This window comes from Arthrobacter bambusae (assembly GCF_022606295.1).
Lineage (GTDB): Bacteria > Actinomycetota > Actinomycetes > Actinomycetales > Micrococcaceae > Arthrobacter > Arthrobacter bambusae_A.
The window spans coordinates 1-19094 of the sequence record NZ_JAHHZS010000024.1 but is presented as its reverse complement, the minus strand read 5'-3'; the positions used below and the strand labels follow the sequence as shown (position 1 = coordinate 19094).

The window sequence follows — 19094 nt, the reverse complement described above, 5'->3', positions numbered from 1 at the left end:
AATGCATTGCGCTCCGTAGCGACCACGCGATAGCTTCGGGATCAGTCCAAATCCGCAACGCACTCGATGCCGGCCAAAGGGGGATGTGTCAGTGACCTTAAAGGCATTGTCGCCAGAGGAACGTTCCGATGCCTTGGAGAAGGCTGCGAGAGCCCGGGCACGGCGGGCTCTCGCAAAGGAACAGCTCAGGACCGGCGAACTCGGCTTTGCTGGGTTGATCAAGTCGGCACAAACCGACGAGGCAATCGCCCGCATGCGCGTTTCCGAGCTCATCGAGGCTGTTCCCGGCATTGGTCCGGTCCGGGCCGCGGCCATCATGGCGGAAATCGGCATCGCCCCTTCGCGCAGGCTCCGGGGCCTGGGAATTCACCAGTCCCGGTCGCTGATAGATTTTATGGAAGACAAATACAGCGTTTGAACGAATACAGCGTTTAACAAATGCGGCGTATATAGAATCTCCACGAAGGACGATGTGAGCAAGAATCCGGGACTGACTGTCCTCGCAGGCCCCACTGCCGTTGGCAAGGGAACAGTATCCACGTATATCCGGGACAATTACCCCGAAGTCTGGCTGTCGGTTTCAGCCACCACCCGTGCGCCGCGGCCGGGGGAGCAGGATGGTGTCCACTACTACTTCAAGTCCGCCGAAGAATTCGACGCACTCGTTGACGCCGGGCAATTGCTTGAGTGGGCGGTCGTCCATGGTAAAAACCGTTACGGCACGCTGCGCAGCACCGTGGACGCGGCCATCGCCGAAGGCAGGTCCGTGCTGTTGGAGATCGATTTGCAGGGCGCCCGCCAGGTCAAGGCGGCAGTTCCGGACGCCAACTTCGTGTTCCTGGCTCCGCCCAGCTGGGACGAAATGGTGCGCCGCCTGGTAGGGCGCGGCACCGAAACCCCGGAGGAACAGCAGCGGCGGCTGGAAACCGCTAAACTGGAACTTGCCGCTGAACCGGAGTTTGACCACACCGTCATCAATGACGACGTACGCCGGGCAGCGGACGAGCTTGTTTCACTCATGGGGCTTACCCCGCACCAGCGCTAAGCGCTAGCACTTGTCAGCCCGTTAGAATTTGGAGATTTCGTGTCCACGAACCTTGAAGGCATCATCAACCCGCCGATCGATTCGCTGCTTGCTGCTGCCGATTCGAAGTACGGCCTGGTGATTTTCGGCGCCAAGCGCGCGCGCCAGATCAACGCCTACTACGCACAGCTCCACGAGGGCCTCTTCGAGTACGTTGGCCCGCTGGTCGACACGAAGCTGAACGAAAAGTCGCTTTCCATCGCCTTGCGCGAGATCAACGAAGGCCTGCTGGTTTCCACTCCCATCGAGCCCGCAGAGTAAACAGACTGCCTGTTGACGGAGGTCACGTGCGCATAGTCCTCGGAGTCGGGGGAGGGATCGCAGCCTACAAGGTTGCATCGCTCCTCCGGCTTTTTACTGAAGCCGGACACAACGTGACGGTCATTCCCACAGAGGCTGCCACCCGCTTTGTCGGCGTGGCCACCTGGGAGGCGCTCTCGGGCAATCCGGTGAGCAACAGCGTCTTCGACGACGTGGAGAAGGTCAACCACGTCCGTCTCGGCCATGAGGCGGACCTCATTGTGGTGGCCCCGGCAACTGCCGACCTGCTGGCCAAGGCAGCAACCGGCCAAGCGGGGGACTTGCTCACCAACACGCTCCTCATGGCCCATGGCCCGGTACTTTTCGCCCCCGCGATGCACACCGAAATGTGGCAGAACCAGGCCACCCAGGCGAATGTGGAAACGTTGCGCAGCCGGGGCATCACTGTCCTGGAACCCGCTGTGGGCCGGCTGACGGGCGTGGACTCCGGGCCGGGCAGGCTGCCCGAACCGGAAGCGATCTTCGCGGCCGCGGTGGCTCTGCTCGACGCCTCCGCACCCGCAACCCTGATGGCGGCCCCGCAACCCCTCGCCGGGCGCACCATCACCATTTCTGCAGGAGGCACCAGGGAAGCCCTTGATCCGGTCCGTTTCCTGGGGAACAGGTCTTCAGGCAAGCAGGGTGTAGCGCTGGCCGCCGCGGCCCTTGCCGCAGGTGCCCATGTCAGGTTCCTCGCTGCCCACATGGATGTCCAGGCGCCGGCCGGGGTCGAACTGATCCAGGTTGAATCCGCATTGGAGCTCCGTGACGCCGCGCTGGAAGCCGCCGCCGGCTCCGACGTCGTGATCATGGCCGCAGCAGTCGCAGACTTCCGCCCGGCCGAGGTTTCGGACACGAAAATCAAGAAGGTCAACGGCGATGACGCCCCCGTGGTGCGCCTCGTGCAGAACCCGGACATCCTGCATGAGCTGGTGGTGCGCCGCGACGCCGAGGCATCCACGCAGTTGATCGTCGGGTTTGCGGCCGAAACCGGCGACGAGGACGGGAACGTCCTGGAGCACGCCACTGCCAAGCTCAAACGCAAAGGCTGCGACCTTTTGGTGGTCAACCAGGTCGGCGTCGGGCGCGTGTTTGGCCAAGACCAGAATTCTGTGATCATTCTCTCCGGCCATGGCGCGGCGCCGCAATCGGCGGCGGGTTCCAAATCGGACGTCGCCGCCGCTGTTATTGACCGCATCAGCACTGAACTGAGCCGCGTACACCCGGCCCCCTAGCCATCGGGTGACACTCATTCCGCAGCTGGTCCATCCTTAGCACAGGGACATACGGCGGAAGCCGGTCGCCCCCAACCGAGTAAGGTAGTCGAGTGACTTTACCGCTGCACCATGAATCCCACGGCACCCCGTCCAAGCTCCGGCTCTTCACCTCAGAGTCGGTCACGGAAGGGCACCCGGACAAGATCTGCGACCAGATCAGCGACGCCATCCTCGACGCGCTCCTGGCGGCAGACCCCGAGTCGCGCGTGGCCGTTGAAACCATGGCGACCACCGGCTTGGTGCACGTAGCCGGTGAAGTCACCACGGACGCGTATGTTGAAATCCCGCAGATCGTCCGCGAGACCATCCTCGGAATCGGTTACGACTCGTCCGCCAACGGCTTCGACGGCGCACGGTGCGGCGTGTCTGTCTCCATCGGACAGCAGTCCAACGACATCGCCGGCGGCGTCTTCAATTCGCTCGAAGCCCGCGAAGGCCGCCAGGAGGACGACTACGACCTCCAGGGCGCCGGTGACCAGGGCATCATGTTCGGCTACGCGAGCGATGAGACACCCTCGTACATGCCGACGCCCATTTGGCTCGCCCACCGGCTCTCCGAGCGTCTCACCGAAGTCCGCAAGAACGGCGAGCTGGCCTACTTGCGCCCTGACGGCAAGACCCAGGTGACGGTCGGCTACGACCGCGACCGTCCGGTTTCCGTTGAAACGGTGGTGATTTCCAGCCAGCACGCCGAAGGGACCCACCTGGATCGCTTGCGCGCCGATCTTGCCTCCCACGTCATCGATCCCGTCCTGGCTGCGGCCAATCTGGACATCTCCCACGTCGCGAATATCCTGAATCCTGCCGGCGCCTTCGTCATCGGCGGCCCCGTCGGCGACGCTGGGCTGACCGGCCGCAAGATCATCGTCGACACCTACGGCGGCATGGCCCGCCACGGCGGCGGCGCCTTCTCCGGCAAGGACCCGTCCAAGGTGGACCGTTCGGCGGCCTACGCGATGCGCTGGGTAGCGAAGAACGTCGTGGCCGCTGGTTTGGCCAAGAGGGCCGAAATCCAGATCGCCTACGCCATCGGCCAGGCGCGTCCGGTGGGCACCTACGTGGAGACCTTCGGTACTGAGACTGTGGACCCGGCCAAGATCAGCGAAGCGATTGCCGAGATCTTCGACCTCCGTCCGCGCGCCATCATCGACGCCCTCGACCTCAAGCGGCCCATCTACGCCAAGACGGCGGCGCATGGGCACTTCGGCCGCGAAGAGCCCGACTTCACGTGGGAACGCCTGGACCGCGTGGACGAGCTGAAGGAATTCTTCAACGCCTGAACCGGCTTGCCCGTGACAGTCGGTGCCGGCCGCGAGCCGGGTGCCATACCGGACATTGTCGGTGGTACCTGCTTGGATTGGACCAAGGCATCCGGCACTCCAAGGAGGTGACAACATGGGCGATGGTTCATTGCTTCCGTTTGCCCTTTCCTTGCCTTCGCCGTCCCATCAGCCGTCGTTGTTGCAAGGCTTCCCTTCCCGCGGGAGCGACGCCGTGGGGCCACCCCTTGCCGCGGGCAATCCGGTGGCACGGGTCCTGATCGAATCCTCCTTGCCGCATCTGGACAGGCCCTTTGACTACAGCGTCCCGGCCGAGTTGGAGGACACCGCCCTGGCAGGCGTCCGGGTCAAAGTCCGCTTCAGCGGCCAGGAACTCAACGGCTACGTCCTGGAGCGCGTGGAATCGTCGGAAGCCGGACATTCCCTGACTCCGCTTCTCAAGGTAGTTTCAGCGGTTCCGGTGCTGACTCCGGCGTTGCTGGAGCTTGCCTCGAGCGTCGCGGCCCGCTACGCCGGGACCCTCAGCGATGTCCTCCGCACCGCCATTCCTCCCCGCGTCGCGCGGCTGGAGAAACTGTTCCTCTCCGGAGATCCCCTGCTGGATGGGCCGGAGGAAGACAATGCGGCTGCCGAGGTCTCCACCTCGCGGGCCCACGCCGACTGGGCTTCCTACGCCAACGGAGCACCGTACTTGCAACACCTCGCCGGGGGCGGCTCACCCCGCGCGGTCCTGACTGCGACGCAGGGTTTCGGCACAGCTGGCTGGCCTGAGCTTGTGGCGTCCGCGGTGGCAGCCGTCCGCTCCTCCGGGCGCGGCGCCGTCGTCGTCGTGCCCGACTACCGTGACCTCGACCGCATGGAAGCTGCCCTGCGCGCTGTCCTGCCGCCGGGCGACGTCGCGCGGTTGACTGCCGACGACGGCCAGACACCGCGGTACCGTAGTTACCTTCGGCTCCTCAGCGGCGCCGCGAAGGTTGCGGTCGGCACTCGCTCCGCCGCCTACGCCCCCGTGCAGGACCTGGGACTCGTGGTGTGCTGGGACGACGGCGACGACCTGCACATTGACCAGCGCGCTCCGTACGCGCACACCAGGGAAGTCCTGCTCTTGCGTGCAGAACAGGAAGCGGCTGCTTGCCTCATGGCCGCGCATAGCCGCAGTACCGAACTTCAGCGGCTTGTTGAGGGCGGTTGGGCCGTTCCGGTGGAGGCTCCCCGGCCGGTGGTCCGCTCCAGCACGCCCCGGGTGCTCAATACAGCTGACAGCTTCGAGCAGGAGCGCGACCCTCTCGCCAGGGTTGCACGTTTGCCCGGTGCGGCCTGGCGGGCCGCCAAGGAGGGCCTGGAACGGGGACCTGTCCTGGTGCAGGTGGCCCGGGCCGGCTATGCCCCATCCCTTGTGTGCGAGGATTGCCGCGAGTCCGCCCGGTGCAACAACTGCCAGGGACCCCTTGCCATAGCCGGACAATCGGCCTTGCCGCAGTGCCGCTGGTGCTCCACCCCGGCCCCGGAGTGGCGCTGCCGGCATTGCGGCGGAGTCCGACTTCGCAGGGGTGCCGCGGGTGTGCTGCGGACCGCGGAAGAACTGGGCAGGGCTTTTCCCGGCAAGGCCGTCGTGACGTCGTCGGGAGACCAGGTCAAGGCCACGGTGTCGGATGCCCATGCACTGGTGGTGGCCACCGTGGGGGCCGAGCCGATCGCCAGCGGCGGCTACGCGGCCGCGCTGCTCCTGGATGGCAATTCGCTCCTGCGCCGGGAGAACCTGCGCGCCGGTGAGGACACCGTGCGGCGATGGTTCAATGCGGCAGCCCTCGTGCGGTCCGCGCATGAGGGCGGGCTCGTCGTCATCACCGCGGACGACGCCACGGCGACCGGGGCCCTGTTGCGCTGGGATCCTGCCGGATATGCCTCCCGTGAGCTCGCGCTGCGGCAGGAACTCCAGTTGCCGCCCTCCGTGCGGATCGCGTCCGTGACGGGCAAGCGGGCCGACGTCGTGCACTTCACCGAAAGCCTTGCCGAAGCCATCAAGCTCCGCACCGCTGGCCCCGCGCCGGTCGCCCTCACGCTGTCCACCAAGCGCGGAGCAGAACAAGAGGGCGATCCGGACGTCCGGACGCTCTTCTTCATCCCTTATGCCCAAGCAGCTGTTGCCACCCGTTCCATGCGTGCAGTCAAAGCTGCCAGTGCGGCCAAGCGCACGTCGGGACCGGTGCAGTTGCGGCTCGACGGCGTCGATGTCCTCTAGCGCCGCTTGCGGCTGCGCATCGCAACGATCTCTTCGGCCACGGCCAGAAGCTGGCGCGCCGACTCGTCCCAATTGAAATCAGCCGCACGTTCCACAGAGCGGCGTGAGCGCACCTGCCACAATTCGCCGTCTTCAAGGGCCTTGACCGCCGCGGCAAATTCCTCGGGCGATTCGGCGTTCACATAGCTCACGGCGTCCCCGCCTACCTCCCGGAAGATGGGGGTGTCGCTGGCGATCACGGGAGTGCCAAGGGCCATCGCCTCGACCAGGGGAAGCCCGTAGCCTTCCGCCTTGGACAAGCTGACAAGCGCGGTGGCCCGGAGCAGGAGGGAGTCGTATTCGGCGTCCGTCACGCCGTTGTGGAACTCGACCTTCGCACCCGGCGGGACCAGGGGCTCCAGCTCGGCCCGGCGCTGGGGGGTGATCCTGCTGAGAAGGTGCAGTGTGAATCCGGGCAATCCGGCCATGCCCTGGATCATGGTTTCCACATTTTTGTAGGGCATGAACGAGCCCATGTAGAGCAGGGATTTCTCGGCGCCGGCCTCGGAATCCCGCGGCTTCTGGCCCGGCTGGGGTGCGTTGCCCACGATGCGGACCGGGCGGCGGGTCAAATTGAACTTGGCCATGAGCGACTCGGTGGTGTGGCTGATGGTCGCGACGATGTCGGCCCTGTTGAGAAGCAATCGCTGTGGCCAGTAGGCCTTGTGGTACAGCCGCCAAAGGAGACGCACGGGCGCCGGAAGGAAGCCGGGAGGGGCGGGGTGTTCATAGTAGATGAGGTCGTGCAGGGTCAGGACGAGCCCGTACTTGCGGCCCCAGGTTCCCATGGTCTGCATGGGGCAAACCACAACATCGGCCCCGATCTTGTTGACCTCGCGCGCCACGAACAGTTCGCGGGGGGAGAGCGGGCTGCTGATGTGAACGTAGGGGACATCCGGGAGGAGTGCCAACTGGCGCTTGTCGCTGATGAGCATCGTGACGTCGGCTATCTTGGACGTCGCTGCTATGAGGCTCGATCCGTAGCGGCTGATCCCGTCATGATGGTCCGTGCGGGTAAAGCGGGCATCTATGACGATTTTCACGCGGGGTGTTCCTCCAGGAAGCTGCGGATGGCGGCGGCGGCGGGCGCCGGTGTCTCGTAGTGGATCAAATGCCCGACGTCGGGAATCACTTCCAGCGCGCCGTCCGGCAACAGGTCCAGCAGCTTGTGCTGGTCCCGGAGCAGGGCGATCTCGTCTTTTTCGCCGGCCACCAACAGAACGGGGAGGTCCAGCTGCCCGGCGACCTCGGACACATGGCTGGAGACCGAAGCCCGGAAGGACTCCAGGAGGCTCGCGCGGTCGGCGAACGCCGAGAAGTACGCATCATGCTGGCCATGGACAAAGCCCCGGAGTTCCTTGTCCCGGGTCTTGGCCATCGCTGCGCTCATGACACGGACAATCAGGCGGCTGCGCAGGACGGCGAGTCCCAGCCGGCGGGGGAGCTTGGCGGAGACCTGGTAGTACAGGACTGCCAGCTTGGTCATGAGCCCCTTGGGCCCCTCCAACGCGGGAGCGGCGATCGGATTGACCAGGATCAGCGGACGGATGGCGCCCGGATTCGATGCGGCGAAGTGGCTGGCAACGATGGATCCGAAGGAATGCCCCAGGAGAACCGTGTCCGGTCCGAGGCCAAGGGCCGCCATGAAACCGGTGATGAACTTCCCGTAGCGTTCCACGGTGTGGGGGTCTCCGGCGAAAGGCTCCGAGCTGCCAAAGCCGGGGAGGTCGGGCATGATGACCCGCATTTCCGGCAGGTGGTCTACTACGCGGAGGAGGCCGTGGTGGTCCCCGCGGAAACCGTGGATGACCAGTATGGTCCGGGTATCCGCGGTCCCCGTGACCGGTTCGTAGCACCAATAGGCGACGTTGCTGCCGTCGAGGTCGATGTCTGAGGCACTCGTCCGGGCGGCCAGGGCCTTGCTGAAGAACTCCCGTGGGGAGGCAGGTACGGGTTCGGGGGAGTGGTTTGTGTCCACTTGTTCCATTCGGCAGGTCCTAGTTGACGTTGTCCGGGTGTGACCCGGTGCGGTGGTGGCGTTCGAGTGCGGCCAGGCCATCCATGTCGTCGGCATCAAGCTCGAAGCCGAAGACGTCGAAGTTCTCCTGGATGCGTGCCGCCGTGCTCGCTTTGGGGATGACGATGTTTCCCAGCTGGAGGTGCCAGCGGATGATGATTTGCGCGGGTGTCTTTCCGTACTTGTCCGCGAGTGCACGGACGGCCGGATCATGGAGGACCTGGCCCCGGCCCAGAGGGCTCCACGCCTCGGTGCGGATGCGCAGCTGCTCGTGGAGCGTGCGGAGCCGGGTCTGCTGCAACCATGGGTGCAATTCAATCTGGTTCACGGCTGGAACCACTTCGGCTTTTTCCATGAGTGCCTCGAGATGGGCCGGCTGGAAGTTGGAGACTCCGATCGCGCGAACGCGGCCTTCGCGGTACAGGGTTTCCATGGCACGGTAGCTCTCCTGGAACAAGCCGCGCCCCGCGCACGGCCAATGGATGAGGTACAGGTCGACGTAGTCGAGGCCCAGATTGGCCATGGAGGAATCGAAGGCGCGCAGCGTGGAGTCGTAGCCCTGGTCGTCGTTCCAGAGCTTGGTGGTGACAAAAACGTCTTCGCGGGAGAGTCCGTGAGTGCCTTCCCCGGAGCCTCCCGTGTTGCTGTCCACTCCCGGCGGGGATATCACAGCACTGCCGATGCCGCGGCCGACGCCGGATTCGTTCCCATACATTGCGGCTGTGTCGAAATGCCTGTAGCCGGCGCCTAGCGCAGTGGCGACCAAAGACGTGGTTTCCGTCGGGGGCACCTTGTAGAGCCCGAACCCCAACTGGTCAATCAAGACACCGTTGTTGAGATTGAGCCGAGGCGAGGGTTTCATAGCCAAGACTCTACCTACCTCGATGCCGGGAATGTTTCAGGGTCCTTCAGTTTTTCAGGAAGGGCTGCCGAAACTGACCAGGTGCTTCGCTGTGGCCTCGTCCAGGATCAGATCCGTTGCCAGCCCCGCTTCAAGGGCTCCGCGCAGCCCGTTGATCTTGGAGGCACCCGAGACGACACAAATGCGGCGGCGGACCTGCCGCAATTGCTCGTGGCTTGGGCCGGTGGACCGCTCGTTGAGGGTGATGCCGTCGGAGGAGCCGTCGGCACGGAAGAAGACGGTGGCAACATCGCCCACGACGTCCAAGCTGGCAAGCAGGTTCAAGTCTGTTTCATCAAGGTAGCCGCCTGCGTAGACGTGGCTGGGGTAGTCCGAATGCACCGAGCCGACACCGAAGATGGCGATGCTCATCCTGGCCTGGAGGTCGAGCACGCGCTGGACGCTGCGCTCATTCCACATGGCGGTCTTCGTGGAGGCGTGGTCGAAGAAAGCGGGCACCGGGAACTGTTCCACCCGCGCCCCGTAGGCGATGCCGAAACGGCGCATGATGTCGCTGGCATAGGTGATGCCGGTGGTCTGCATGTTGCCGGCGCCGTTGAGCTGCACGATAGTGCTGCCGTGCGTGATCTTGCGGGTCAGGTGCCTGCTGACGGCGCTGATGGTCGCACCCCAGGCCACTCCGATGATGGCGTTGGAATCGACGAGGGGACCGATGGTGCGTGCGGCCTGAGTCGCCACCCGGTCCAGGGTTTCCGCCTCGTTCAAGGTGTCCATGACCGGTACCACGTGCACATCGACGCCGTAGTGGCTGCGGATCATGCGCTCCAGTTCGGGGGCGGAATCAAGGGGACTGCGGATCTGGATCTGGACCAGTCCCGATTCGCGGGCCGAGGACAGCAGCCGGGAGACGGTTGAGCGGGAGGTCCGGAGTTCGCGGGCAATGGCGTCCATCGTGAGGTCTTGGAGGTAGTACATCTGAGCCGCCCGAAGGGCCTCTGAATGTCGTGATCGTGGCATCTCAGTTCCGTTCTGCACGTTTGTGCAAATAGCTTGATTTCATTTTCCATTCCTTCGAAGAATAGTTGTGCAAGGTGCGACGTCAAGTGATGCAGCGCATACACCAAAGCCCAAGGGAGCAGTTTTGGGATACACCAGCAATTCCGGTTCCGCAGCAGAATCACCACTCCGGACCTCGGTTTCGGCACTCCGCGAGCGGCCGAAGGCCCAGGTGCTGATCATCGGAGGCGGCATCAACGGCGTCGGAACGTTCCGTGATCTGGCATTGCAAGGCGTGGACGTCGCCCTCGTGGAACGCGGTGACTATTGCCAGGGCGCCAGCGGCGCCTCATCCCACATGATCCACGGCGGCATCCGCTACCTCGAGAACGGGGAATTCCGGCTCGTCCAGGAATCGGTCGTCGAGCGCAACCGGCTGTTGAAGATCGCCCCGCATTACGTCAAGCCGCTGCAGACAACCATCCCCATCTTCAGCACCTTCTCCGGGATACTGTCCGCCCCCACGCGCTTCCTCACGCACAAGCAAGGCAAGCCGAAGGAGCGCGGCGCGTTCCTCATCAAGCTCGGACTGGGCATGTACGACTTCTTCTCCCGCGACGGAGGCAGCGTTCCGCGCCACCAGTTCCGCGGCAGGGAGAGGGCGCTGGCCGAATTGCCGCGGTTGCACCCTGGCATCAAGTACGCAGCCACCTACTTTGACGCGTCAGTGCACAACCCGGAGCGCCTGACGCTCGATGTGCTGCAGGACGGCGAAAAGGCGGGCATCGGTAGCGGCTTACCGGGCGGCAGCGCCCGGGCCAGCAATTACGTCTCCCTCGTTTCGACGGACACCGCCGCTGGTTCAGCCGGCGCTGTGGTGCTGCGCGACGAACTCACGGGCGAGGAATTCAGCTTCCAGGCCGACGTGATCGTCAACACCACCGGCGCCTGGGTGGACCTCACCAACGAGGCAATGGGGGCCGCGAGCCGATTCATGGGCGGAACCAAAGGTTCCCACATTGTCCTGGACCACCCGGAGTTGCTCGCAGCCTGCGGAGGCCGCGAGATCTTCTTCGAACACACGGACGGACGGATCGTCCTGATCTATCCAATGGGTGACCGCGTCCTGGTCGGCACCACCGACGTCGAGGCGGACATGGCCCAGGATGCCGTGTGCACGGAAGCCGAGATCGACTACTTCTTCGACCTCGTCGGACATGTCTTCCCGTCGATCACGGTCGAGCGCAGCCAGATCGTCTACAGCTTCGCCGGCGTCCGACCGCTCCCGCGCCACGACGATACCCAGCCGGGCTTCGTATCCCGCGACTACCGCATCGAGCGAAGCACGCGGGAAGCGTCCGGCGCGGCCGTTGCCCAAGGCGGCAAGGCCGCCGTCGTACTTTCATTGATCGGCGGAAAGTGGACCACTTTCCGGGCCCTTGCCGAACACTTGAGCAACGATGTGCTCCGGGAACTGGGCATGGAGCGAAAGATTTCGACGGCGAAACTCGCCATCGGCGGCGGCTTGGGTTTCCCGGACAGTGAGGACGGAATCCAGGACTGGGTCAAGAAGCACATGGCGCCCGGCCTCGGTGCCGATCGTGTCAGCGGCCTGCTGACCCGTTATGGCACCCGCGCCGAGGACGTCATTGCCTACCTCAAGGCAGGCGAGGACCGGAAGCTCCGGTCCACGAACGAGCTCAGCGTTCGGGAGCTCGAGTTCATGGCAGCCAAGGAACAGATCGGTCACCTCGTGGATGTCCTCATCCGCCGCACTTCGCTGGCCTTCCGGGGCCTCGTGACGGGGGAGCTCCTCAACGAAATCGCCGAGGTCCTCGCAGTCCGGCTCGGCTGGGATGCGGCAAAGCGCGAAGCGGAAATCCATCACGCGCAGGAGGTGCTTCTGCGTTTTCATGGCGTGACTGTTCACAGCCTCGTCGCATGAACGTAATGTACGTCACATCAGCTTGATTGTTCGGGGCAAGAAGCCCGGACGCAAGGGTTGCGGTGCTCCGCTCGGCAAGGGAGGGCCGCAACCGGGACGGCGGAAACAGACGCCGGACCAACGGCCCCCACAAAACCTGCAGGGCTGACAACAGAAGAAAATGAGGAGTCAAAGATGTCTCTCGGAATTGTTTTCCTTTCCGAAGTGTTCGGAACCGGCATGCTTACCCTCCTTGGCTGTGGCGTTGTGGCAAACGTCGCGCTCAAGGGCACAAAGGGCAACAACGGCGGATTCCTGATGGTGAATTTTGGCTGGGGCATTGCAGTGTTTGCCGGTGTATACGTGGCGGCCATGTCCGGTGCGCACCTGAATCCGGCAGTAACGCTTGGTCTCTTGGTTGACGGCAAGGCCGAGTTCGCCCCGGGGGTGGCCGTGAGTGCGGCATCCACGTTCACCTACTTCGGTGGAGAACTTCTCGGTGCCTTCCTTGGCGCCGTCTTCGCCTGGCTCGCCCACAAGCAGCACTTCGACGCCGAGCCCTTGGCAGCCAGCAAGCTTGCTGTCTTCTCCACGGGACCGGCCATCCGCTCCTACCCCTGGAACCTCGTCACCGAAATCATCGCCACGTTCGTGCTGGTCTTCGTGATCCTGACCTTCGGAGGCACTCCCTCCGGCCTGGGGCCGCTCGCGGTGGCATTGCTCGTCGTCGGCATCGGCGCCTCGCTCGGCGGCCCGACGGGTTACGCAATCAACCCCGCCCGTGACCTCGGTCCGCGTATCGCCCACGCTATTCTGCCGATCAAGGGCAAGGGTTCCAGCGACTGGGCCTACGCCTGGGTTCCGATCGTAGGCCCGCTCCTGGGTGGAACGATCGCCGGACTCGTCGCCCACTCAATACCGATCATGGCCACAGTCGCCAAGTAGTACACCGCTCAGACACCAATCCCGCATCCACCAAAGCAAGCAGACAAGGACGTCACAATGTCGCAATACGTCATCGCCATTGACCAGGGAACCACCAGCTCGCGTGCCATCGTGTTCGATCACTCCGGCAACATTGTCTCCACGGGCCAGATGGAGCACGAGCAGATCTTTCCCCAGGCCGGTTGGGTAGAGCACAACCCAGTGGAGATCTGGAACAACGTCAGGGAGGTCGTCGGTTCCGCGTTGTCCAAGGCCAACCTGACCAGGCACGACATCGCCGCCGTCGGCATCACCAACCAGCGCGAAACCGCCGTCGTGTGGGACAAAAACACGGGCGAGCCCATCTACAACGCGATCGTCTGGCAGGACACCCGCACACAGTCCATCGTGGACGAACTGGGCCAGGACGGCGGACCCGAGCGGTTCAAGCAAAAGGTCGGCTTGCCCTTGGCTACCTATTTCTCCGGCACCAAGATCAAGTGGATCCTGGACAACGTCGAGGGTGCGCGGGCCAAGGCTGAAGCCGGGGACCTCATCTTCGGCAACACCGACTGCTGGGTCCTGTGGAACCTGACAGGCGGCGTGGACGGTGGCGTGCACGCCACGGACGTCACCAATGCCTCGCGCACCATGTTCATGGACCTCGACACCTTGCAATGGGACCAAGAGATCCTGGATGCGTTCGGCGTGCCGGCGTCGATGATGCCCGCCATCAAGTCCTCCTCCGAGGTCTACGGAACGGTGCACACCTCGCAGCTGCTGCGCGAAGTGCCCGTCGCGGGCATCCTGGGCGACCAGCAGGCAGCAACGTTCGGCCAAGCGGCGTTCCAGGCAGGCGAAGCCAAGAACACCTACGGCACCGGCTGCTTCCTGATCTTCAACACGGGCGAGGAAATCGTCCACTCGAAGAACGGCCTGCTGACGACGCTCGGATACAAGCTGGGCGACGCCAAACCGCACTACGCCCTCGAAGGTTCCATCGCCGTCACGGGCTCACTGATCCAGTGGCTCCGCGACAACCTCGGAATGATCAGCTCCGCGCCCGAAGTGGAGACGCTGGCTGCCGGCGTCGAGGACAACGGCGGCGTGTACATCGTGCCCGCGTTCTCCGGCCTGTTCGCCCCGTACTGGCGCGCCGACGCCCGCGGTGCCATCGTTGGCCTGACCCGTTTTGCCAACAAGGGCCACATCGCCCGCGCGGCCCTGGAGGCCACCGCCTTCCAGACCCGCGAAGTGCTCGACGCCGTCAACGCGGACTCGGGCGTTCCGCTGACCGAGTTGAAGGTCGACGGCGGCATGGTGGCCAACGAGGCGCTCATGCAGTTCCAGGCAGACATCCTGGGCGTGCCCGTGGTCCGTCCGAAGGTCGTGGAGACCACGGCCCTGGGTGCCGCCTACGCAGCGGGCCTCGCCGTCGGCTTCTGGAAGGACCTCGGCGAACTCAGCTCGAACTGGGGCGAGGACAAGCGCTGGGAGCCGCAGCTGGACGGCGCCGAGCGTGACCGCCAGATGCGCCTCTGGAAGAAGGCAGTGACCAAGTCCATGGATTGGGTGGACGAGGACGTTAAGTAGGCCTCACCTCGGTTGAGGGAGGCCGCCTCACGTAAGCTAGGGGCCGCCTCGCCTGTTTCGATGGGGCGGCCCCTGCCCCGCCCGCCGAGTTAGTCCTACTCGCCCCGAAAAGGGGCCGGTAACTCCCGCCCGCCCGCTTCGCGGTGCCCACCACACCATGGCGGGGAGTCACCGGCCCCTTTTCTAGTGCGCTGCTCACCGGCGCGATGTGCGGCGACTGTTCCGTGTTCGCACACAACACACAACAAAAACCGGGTAAGGTGGCTTTATGCGTGCGATCCTTCTGCTTAGCTAGCCGCCCGGTATACGTCGATTTAGACCATCGCGAACCGAGCGGCCGCCCCTCCTTGCCGAGGGGCTTTTGTGTGTCCGGGACCTTCCGGGACCCGGAGCAGGAGGCAAAACCGTCATGGAAGAACAGAAGAGGGCAGCAGTGAGCGTTCAGCCGGAGACAGAAACCGGAGCACAGTCAACAGTGGCAGGCGAGGCGCCCGAGGAGGGTGTCTACAGCTTCGCCTCGATGGAGGCCAAGTGGCCGCAGGTCTGGGAAGACCTCAAAGTCTTCACTCCTGTCGACGACGGCTCCCGCGAGCGGCGCTACGTCCTGGACATGTTTCCCTACCCCTCGGGCGACCTCCACATGGGCCACGCCGAGGCCTTCGCGATGGGCGACGTCGTGGCGCGGTACCTCCGCCAGAAGGGTTTCGACGTCCTGCACCCCATCGGCTGGGACTCCTTTGGCCTGCCCGCGGAGAACGCCGCCATCAAGCGCAACGCACACCCCAGCGAGTGGACGTACGCCAACATCGACACGCAGGCTGCATCATTCAAGCGTTACGCAATCTCTGCCGACTGGTCCCGCCGGCTGCACACTTCCGACCCGGAGTACTACCGCTGGACGCAGTGGCTGTTCAAGCGCTTCTACGAGCGCGGGCTGGCCTACCGCAAGGATTCCCCGGTCAACTGGTGCCCGAAGGACCTGACCGTCCTGGCCAACGAGCAGGTAGTCAACGGCGCGTGCGAACGCTGCGGGACCCCTGTCACGAAGAAGTCCCTGAACCAGTGGTACTTCAAGATCACCGACTACGCCGACCGCTTGCTGAACGACATGTCCGAACTCCAGGGGCACTGGCCCGAGCGCGTCCTGGCAATGCAGCGCAACTGGATCGGCCGCTCCGAGGGCGCCCACGTGCGGTTCACCGTCGAAGCCACGGATGGCCGCGCCGAGCGCGAAGTCACTGTCTTCACCACCCGCCCGGACACCTTGTACGGTGCAACGTTCTTCGTCGTCGCCGCGGATGCGCACCTGGCGCTGGACCTGGTCACGCCCGAACACCACGACTCCCTCATGGCTTACCGCGAGAAGGTCAAGGCGCTGTCGGACATCGAGCGCCAGTCGACTGAGCGCGAGAAGACCGGTGTGTTCACCGGCCGCTACGCCATCAACCCGCTCAATGGCGAAAGACTGCCGGTGTGGGCGGCCGACTACGTGCTCGCCGACTACGGCACGGGCGCCATCATGGCCGTACCCGCGCACGACCAGCGCGACCTCGACTTCGCCCGCGCCTTTGACCTGCCGGTGCGCCCGGTCCTGAACACCGGCGGTGAAGACCCGGCGGAGACCGGTATTGCGACCGCCGGCGAGGGCACCTTGATGAACTCCGGCGAACTGGACGGCCTGTCCAAGGCCGAAGCCATCCCCGCAGCCATCGACATCCTGGAGAAGTTGGGCACAGGGGAGAAGTTCGTCAACTTCCGCCTGCGCGACTGGCTCCTGAGCCGCCAGCGCTTCTGGGGTACCCCGATCCCCATCATCCACTGCGCCGAATGCGGCGAGGTGCCGGTGCCGGACGATCAGCTGCCGGTCCGTCTGCCCGAAAACCTGCGCGGCGAGGCACTCTCGCCACGCGGAACGTCTCCACTCGCCGCGGCACTCGAATGGGTCAACGTCGAGTGCCCGAACTGCGGACGGGCCGCCCAGCGCGACACGGACACCATGGACACGTTCGTTGACTCCTCCTGGTACTTCCTGCGCTTCGTTTCCCCGCACTACACCGAGGGACCGTTCGATCCGGCCAAGATCAACGACTGGATGCCGGTCGGCCAGTACGTGGGCGGCGTGGAGCACGCCATCCTGCACTTGCTGTATGCGCGCTTCTTCACCAAGGTCATCCACGACATGGGCATGCTCGACGCGGACGAACCCTTCAGCGCCCTGCTCAACCAGGGGCAGGTCCTCAACGGCGGCAAGGCCATGAGCAAGTCACTGGGCAACGGTGTGGATCTTGGCGAGCAACTCGACAAGTTCGGCGTCGATGCAGTCCGTTTGACCATGGTCTTTGCCTCCCCGCCTGAGGACGACGTCGACTGGGCGGACGTTTCGCCGTCGGGCTCCGCAAAGTTCCTTGCCCGCGCCTGGCGCCTTGGCCAGGACGTCACGAGCGAGCCCGGCGTCGATGTCTCCGCTGGTGACCGCGCGCTGCGCACCGTCACCCACAGGACCATCGCCGACGCCGCCGAGCTGTTGGACAACAACAAGTTCAACGTCGTGGTGGCCAAGCTGATGGAGCTGGTCAACGCGACCCGCAAGACCATCGACTCCGGTGCCGGTGGCGCAGACCCCGCCGTTCGTGAAGCCGTCGAAGCCGTGGCGGTCATCCTGAGCCTCTTCGCGCCGTACACGGCCGAGGACCTGTGGAACCAGTTGGGCCACCCGGCCTCGGTGGCGAACGCCGGCTGGCCCTCCCACGATGCCTCGCTTCTTGTCCAGGACACTGTGACGGCCGTGGTGCAGGTGCAGGGCAAGGTCCGTGACCGCTTGGACGTTTCGCCGGACATCAGTGAGGACGCCCTGCGCGAGCTCGCCCTGGCCAGCGAGAACGTGCAGCGTGCACTCGATGGCCGCGGCATCCGTACCGTGATCGTGCGCGCGCCTAAACTGGTGAACATCGTCCCGGCCTAGCCGGGAAAACGGCCGCCGGCGCTTGCCGGCGGCCGGCCACCAGCTCCAGGAGGCTCCCTTGACGGACCGCGAACCACCCGCATGGTTGTGGCTCAAGGAACGTTTGGCCCGCCTGCGTCAGTCCACGACGCCGGGCCGCGCCGGAACTGAGCCGGCGCCCGCCGTCGTGCGCACCGCCGTCGTTACCGACTCGGCTGCCGCTCTCCCTGCCGAGTGGGTCAAGGCGTTCGTTGCCGACGGCCGCCTCGCCGTCGTGCCGATGCCAGTCATGGTGGGCGAGGAGATCTACGGCGAGGGGGAGGACGACATCACCCAGACGCTCGCGCTTGCACTGGCCGCGGGATCGTCCGTGAAGACGTCCAGGCCCTCACCGGGCCAGTTCGAACAGGCTTATCTCGCCGCCCGGGACCGCGGTTTCGAAGCCGTCGTCTCCATCCACATTTCCGCAGGGCTGTCCGGCACCGCCGATGCAGCCATGATGGCCGCTGATCGTGTCTCGATCCCCGTCGAAGTCATTGACTCCCGCACTGTGGGAATGGCCCAAGGCATGGGCGTCCAAAGCGCGCTGGTTGCCGCCGCAGACGGCCGTTCGGCGGCCGAAGTCCGGCACTTCGCCGAGGAGCGATGGGCCCGCACCAAGGTCTATTTCTATGTGCCGAGCCTCGAGCAGCTGCGTCGCGGCGGACGGATCGGCACCGCCGCATCCTGGCTTGGGACGATGCTGTCCATCAAGCCGATCCTCGCGGTCGACGGCGGCAAGATCGTACCGCTCGAGAAGGTGCGCTCGGCTGCGAAGGCCGTCGCGCGGCTCGAAGAAATCGTTGCAGCGGATGTTAGTGCCCGGCCTGCAGGGCAATCGCGGCTCGCCGTGCATCACTTTGGGAACCTGACGGAGGCAGAGCGCCTCGCGGCCCGGCTGGGAGAGAAATGCCCCGGTTGCCCGCCACCGCAGCTCAGCGCCCTGCCCGCGGTTCTCGCGGCCCACGCCGGGCTCGGGGTCCTGGCGGTGGTTGTCGGGGAGAGCAGCACGCCTGGCGCCATGACGCCCCTGCGCGACAGCGCGGAAGCTGGGACGGATTAAGCGAACACGACGACGTGCCAGCCGCAAGTGCGGTCAGGCTGCTCGTGTATGCCCTCTGAGCGACGGACCTACTTTGTCGTAGCCTCCTGGCAGAGTGTTTCCATGGAAGCGATCGGATACTTCGACAAGCGGCGGGGCCTTGCGTCCCGCGGGCTTTTCGGGGTGTCCCGTCATGCCGGTCTTCCGCATCTTGCCGGGGTTCCGGGCGGGCTGGCGTTGCTGGATCCTCCCGGCCGGGGCGGCCGCGGCGGCCGGCAGGCCGTGTTGGATGGGGCCGTGGCGGCGCTGAGGTCGCTGGCGGACAAAGCGGCCGACGACGTCGGAGTCACCGGTTTCCAGGAGGCTGTTGCGTTCGCGTCCGGGGTGGAGGAACTTTCCCGGACCCTGGATTATCTCCAACTGGCCGCCGCTGCCGCGCTGGACGCGGCCCGGAACGATGAACCCGCGAGCCCGCCGGGCTGGACCACCGGCTGGGCAGCCGACGCCCAGACGGCCGCCGACGCGCGGGCGGGC

Annotated in this window: 15 protein-coding genes and 1 pseudogene; 12 read left to right on the top strand and 4 right to left on the bottom strand. The window is 65.1% G+C overall.

Going from position 1 to position 19094, the window contains the following annotated elements; all coding sequences use genetic code 11:
• The first annotated feature begins 91 nt into the window (after positions 1 to 91).
• The 6 genes from mihF (at position 92) to KNN17_RS15930 (ending at position 6183) form a co-directional block, all read left to right on the top strand.
• Positions 92 to 418, top strand: coding sequence for an integration host factor, actinobacterial type (gene mihF, locus KNN17_RS15955; protein ID WP_241709964.1), 327 nt, complete (start codon positions 92 to 94; stop codon positions 416 to 418).
• Positions 419 to 472: 54 nt separating this feature from the next.
• A complete protein-coding gene (gene gmk, locus KNN17_RS15950; RefSeq protein ID WP_078109002.1) occupies positions 473 to 1045 on the top strand; it encodes a guanylate kinase in 573 nt (190 codons plus the stop codon).
• A 39-nt stretch (positions 1046 to 1084) separates the two neighbouring features.
• Entirely contained in the window at positions 1085 to 1345 is a 261-nt protein-coding gene (gene rpoZ / locus KNN17_RS15945; RefSeq protein ID WP_078109003.1) for a DNA-directed RNA polymerase subunit omega, read from the top strand.
• Positions 1346 to 1371: 26 nt separating this feature from the next.
• Entirely contained in the window at positions 1372 to 2619 is a 1248-nt protein-coding gene (gene coaBC, locus KNN17_RS15940; RefSeq protein WP_241709963.1) for a bifunctional phosphopantothenoylcysteine decarboxylase/phosphopantothenate--cysteine ligase CoaBC, read from the top strand.
• A gap of 92 nt (positions 2620 to 2711) precedes the next feature.
• Positions 2712 to 3941, top strand: a complete 1230-nt coding sequence (gene metK / locus KNN17_RS15935) for a methionine adenosyltransferase (protein ID WP_241709962.1) — start codon at positions 2712 to 2714, stop codon at positions 3939 to 3941.
• Between the two features lie 115 nt (positions 3942 to 4056).
• Positions 4057 to 6183, top strand: coding sequence for a primosomal protein N' (locus KNN17_RS15930; protein ID WP_241709961.1), 2127 nt, complete (start codon positions 4057 to 4059; stop codon positions 6181 to 6183).
• On the opposite strand, the gene KNN17_RS15925 is transcribed toward KNN17_RS15930, so the two are convergent.
• Genes KNN17_RS15925 through KNN17_RS15910 form a run of 4 tightly spaced genes read right to left on the bottom strand, consistent with a single transcriptional unit; the run spans position 6180 to position 10118 of the window.
• Positions 6180 to 7265 carry a glycosyltransferase family 4 protein gene (locus tag KNN17_RS15925; RefSeq protein WP_241709960.1) on the bottom strand — a complete coding sequence of 362 codons (1086 nt, stop codon included), beginning with the start codon at positions 7263 to 7265 and terminating at the stop codon, positions 6180 to 6182. The genes KNN17_RS15930 and KNN17_RS15925 overlap by 4 nt on opposite strands.
• Positions 7262 to 8209, bottom strand: a complete 948-nt coding sequence (locus KNN17_RS15920) for an alpha/beta fold hydrolase (protein WP_241709959.1) — start codon at positions 8207 to 8209, stop codon at positions 7262 to 7264. The genes KNN17_RS15925 and KNN17_RS15920 overlap by 4 nt, the downstream gene beginning before the upstream one ends.
• 10 nt (positions 8210 to 8219) lie before the next feature.
• The gene (locus tag KNN17_RS15915; protein WP_241709958.1) at positions 8220 to 9101 is read right to left on the bottom strand and encodes an aldo/keto reductase; all 882 of its coding nucleotides are present in this window, start codon (positions 9099 to 9101) and stop codon (positions 8220 to 8222) included.
• Between the two features lie 54 nt (positions 9102 to 9155).
• Positions 9156 to 10118 carry a sugar-binding transcriptional regulator gene (locus tag KNN17_RS15910; protein ID WP_241709957.1) on the bottom strand — a complete coding sequence of 321 codons (963 nt, stop codon included), beginning with the start codon at positions 10116 to 10118 and terminating at the stop codon, positions 9156 to 9158.
• A gap of 124 nt (positions 10119 to 10242) precedes the next feature.
• Between KNN17_RS15910 and KNN17_RS15905 the strand changes: the two genes are divergently transcribed.
• The 6 genes and pseudogenes from KNN17_RS15905 to KNN17_RS15880 all read left to right on the top strand — a co-directional run.
• Positions 10243 to 12042, top strand: coding sequence for a glycerol-3-phosphate dehydrogenase/oxidase (locus KNN17_RS15905; RefSeq protein WP_241709956.1), 1800 nt, complete (start codon positions 10243 to 10245; stop codon positions 12040 to 12042).
• A 174-nt stretch (positions 12043 to 12216) separates the two neighbouring features.
• On the top strand, positions 12217 to 12966 hold the full coding sequence (locus KNN17_RS15900; RefSeq protein ID WP_241709955.1) for an MIP/aquaporin family protein: 750 nt from the start codon (positions 12217 to 12219) through the stop codon (positions 12964 to 12966).
• Between the two features lie 57 nt (positions 12967 to 13023).
• On the top strand, positions 13024 to 14538 hold the full coding sequence (gene glpK / locus KNN17_RS15895) for a glycerol kinase GlpK (protein WP_241709954.1): 1515 nt from the start codon (positions 13024 to 13026) through the stop codon (positions 14536 to 14538).
• A gap of 433 nt (positions 14539 to 14971) precedes the next feature.
• Entirely contained in the window at positions 14972 to 17500 is a 2529-nt protein-coding gene (gene leuS, locus KNN17_RS15890; protein ID WP_241709989.1) for a leucine--tRNA ligase, read from the top strand.
• A 58-nt stretch (positions 17501 to 17558) separates the two neighbouring features.
• On the top strand, positions 17559 to 18581 hold the full coding sequence (locus KNN17_RS15885) for a DegV family protein (protein ID WP_241709953.1): 1023 nt from the start codon (positions 17559 to 17561) through the stop codon (positions 18579 to 18581).
• A 102-nt stretch (positions 18582 to 18683) separates the two neighbouring features.
• A pseudogene (locus tag KNN17_RS15880) lies at positions 18684 to 19094 on the top strand (hypothetical protein); the annotation flags it as partial.

Coding starts and splice junctions, on each gene's coding strand:
- KNN17_RS15930 (WP_241709961.1), top strand. CDS start 4,057: ATGGGCGATGGTTCATTGCTTCCGTTTGCCCTTTCCTTGCCTTCGCCG.
- KNN17_RS15920 (WP_241709959.1), bottom strand. CDS start 8,209: ATGGAACAAGTGGACACAAACCACTCCCCCGAACCCGTACCTGCCTCC.
- KNN17_RS15915 (WP_241709958.1), bottom strand. CDS start 9,101: ATGAAACCCTCGCCTCGGCTCAATCTCAACAACGGTGTCTTGATTGAC.
- KNN17_RS15910 (WP_241709957.1), bottom strand. CDS start 10,118: ATGCCACGATCACGACATTCAGAGGCCCTTCGGGCGGCTCAGATGTAC.
- KNN17_RS15900 (WP_241709955.1), top strand. CDS start 12,217: ATGTCTCTCGGAATTGTTTTCCTTTCCGAAGTGTTCGGAACCGGCATG.
- glpK (WP_241709954.1), top strand. CDS start 13,024: ATGTCGCAATACGTCATCGCCATTGACCAGGGAACCACCAGCTCGCGT.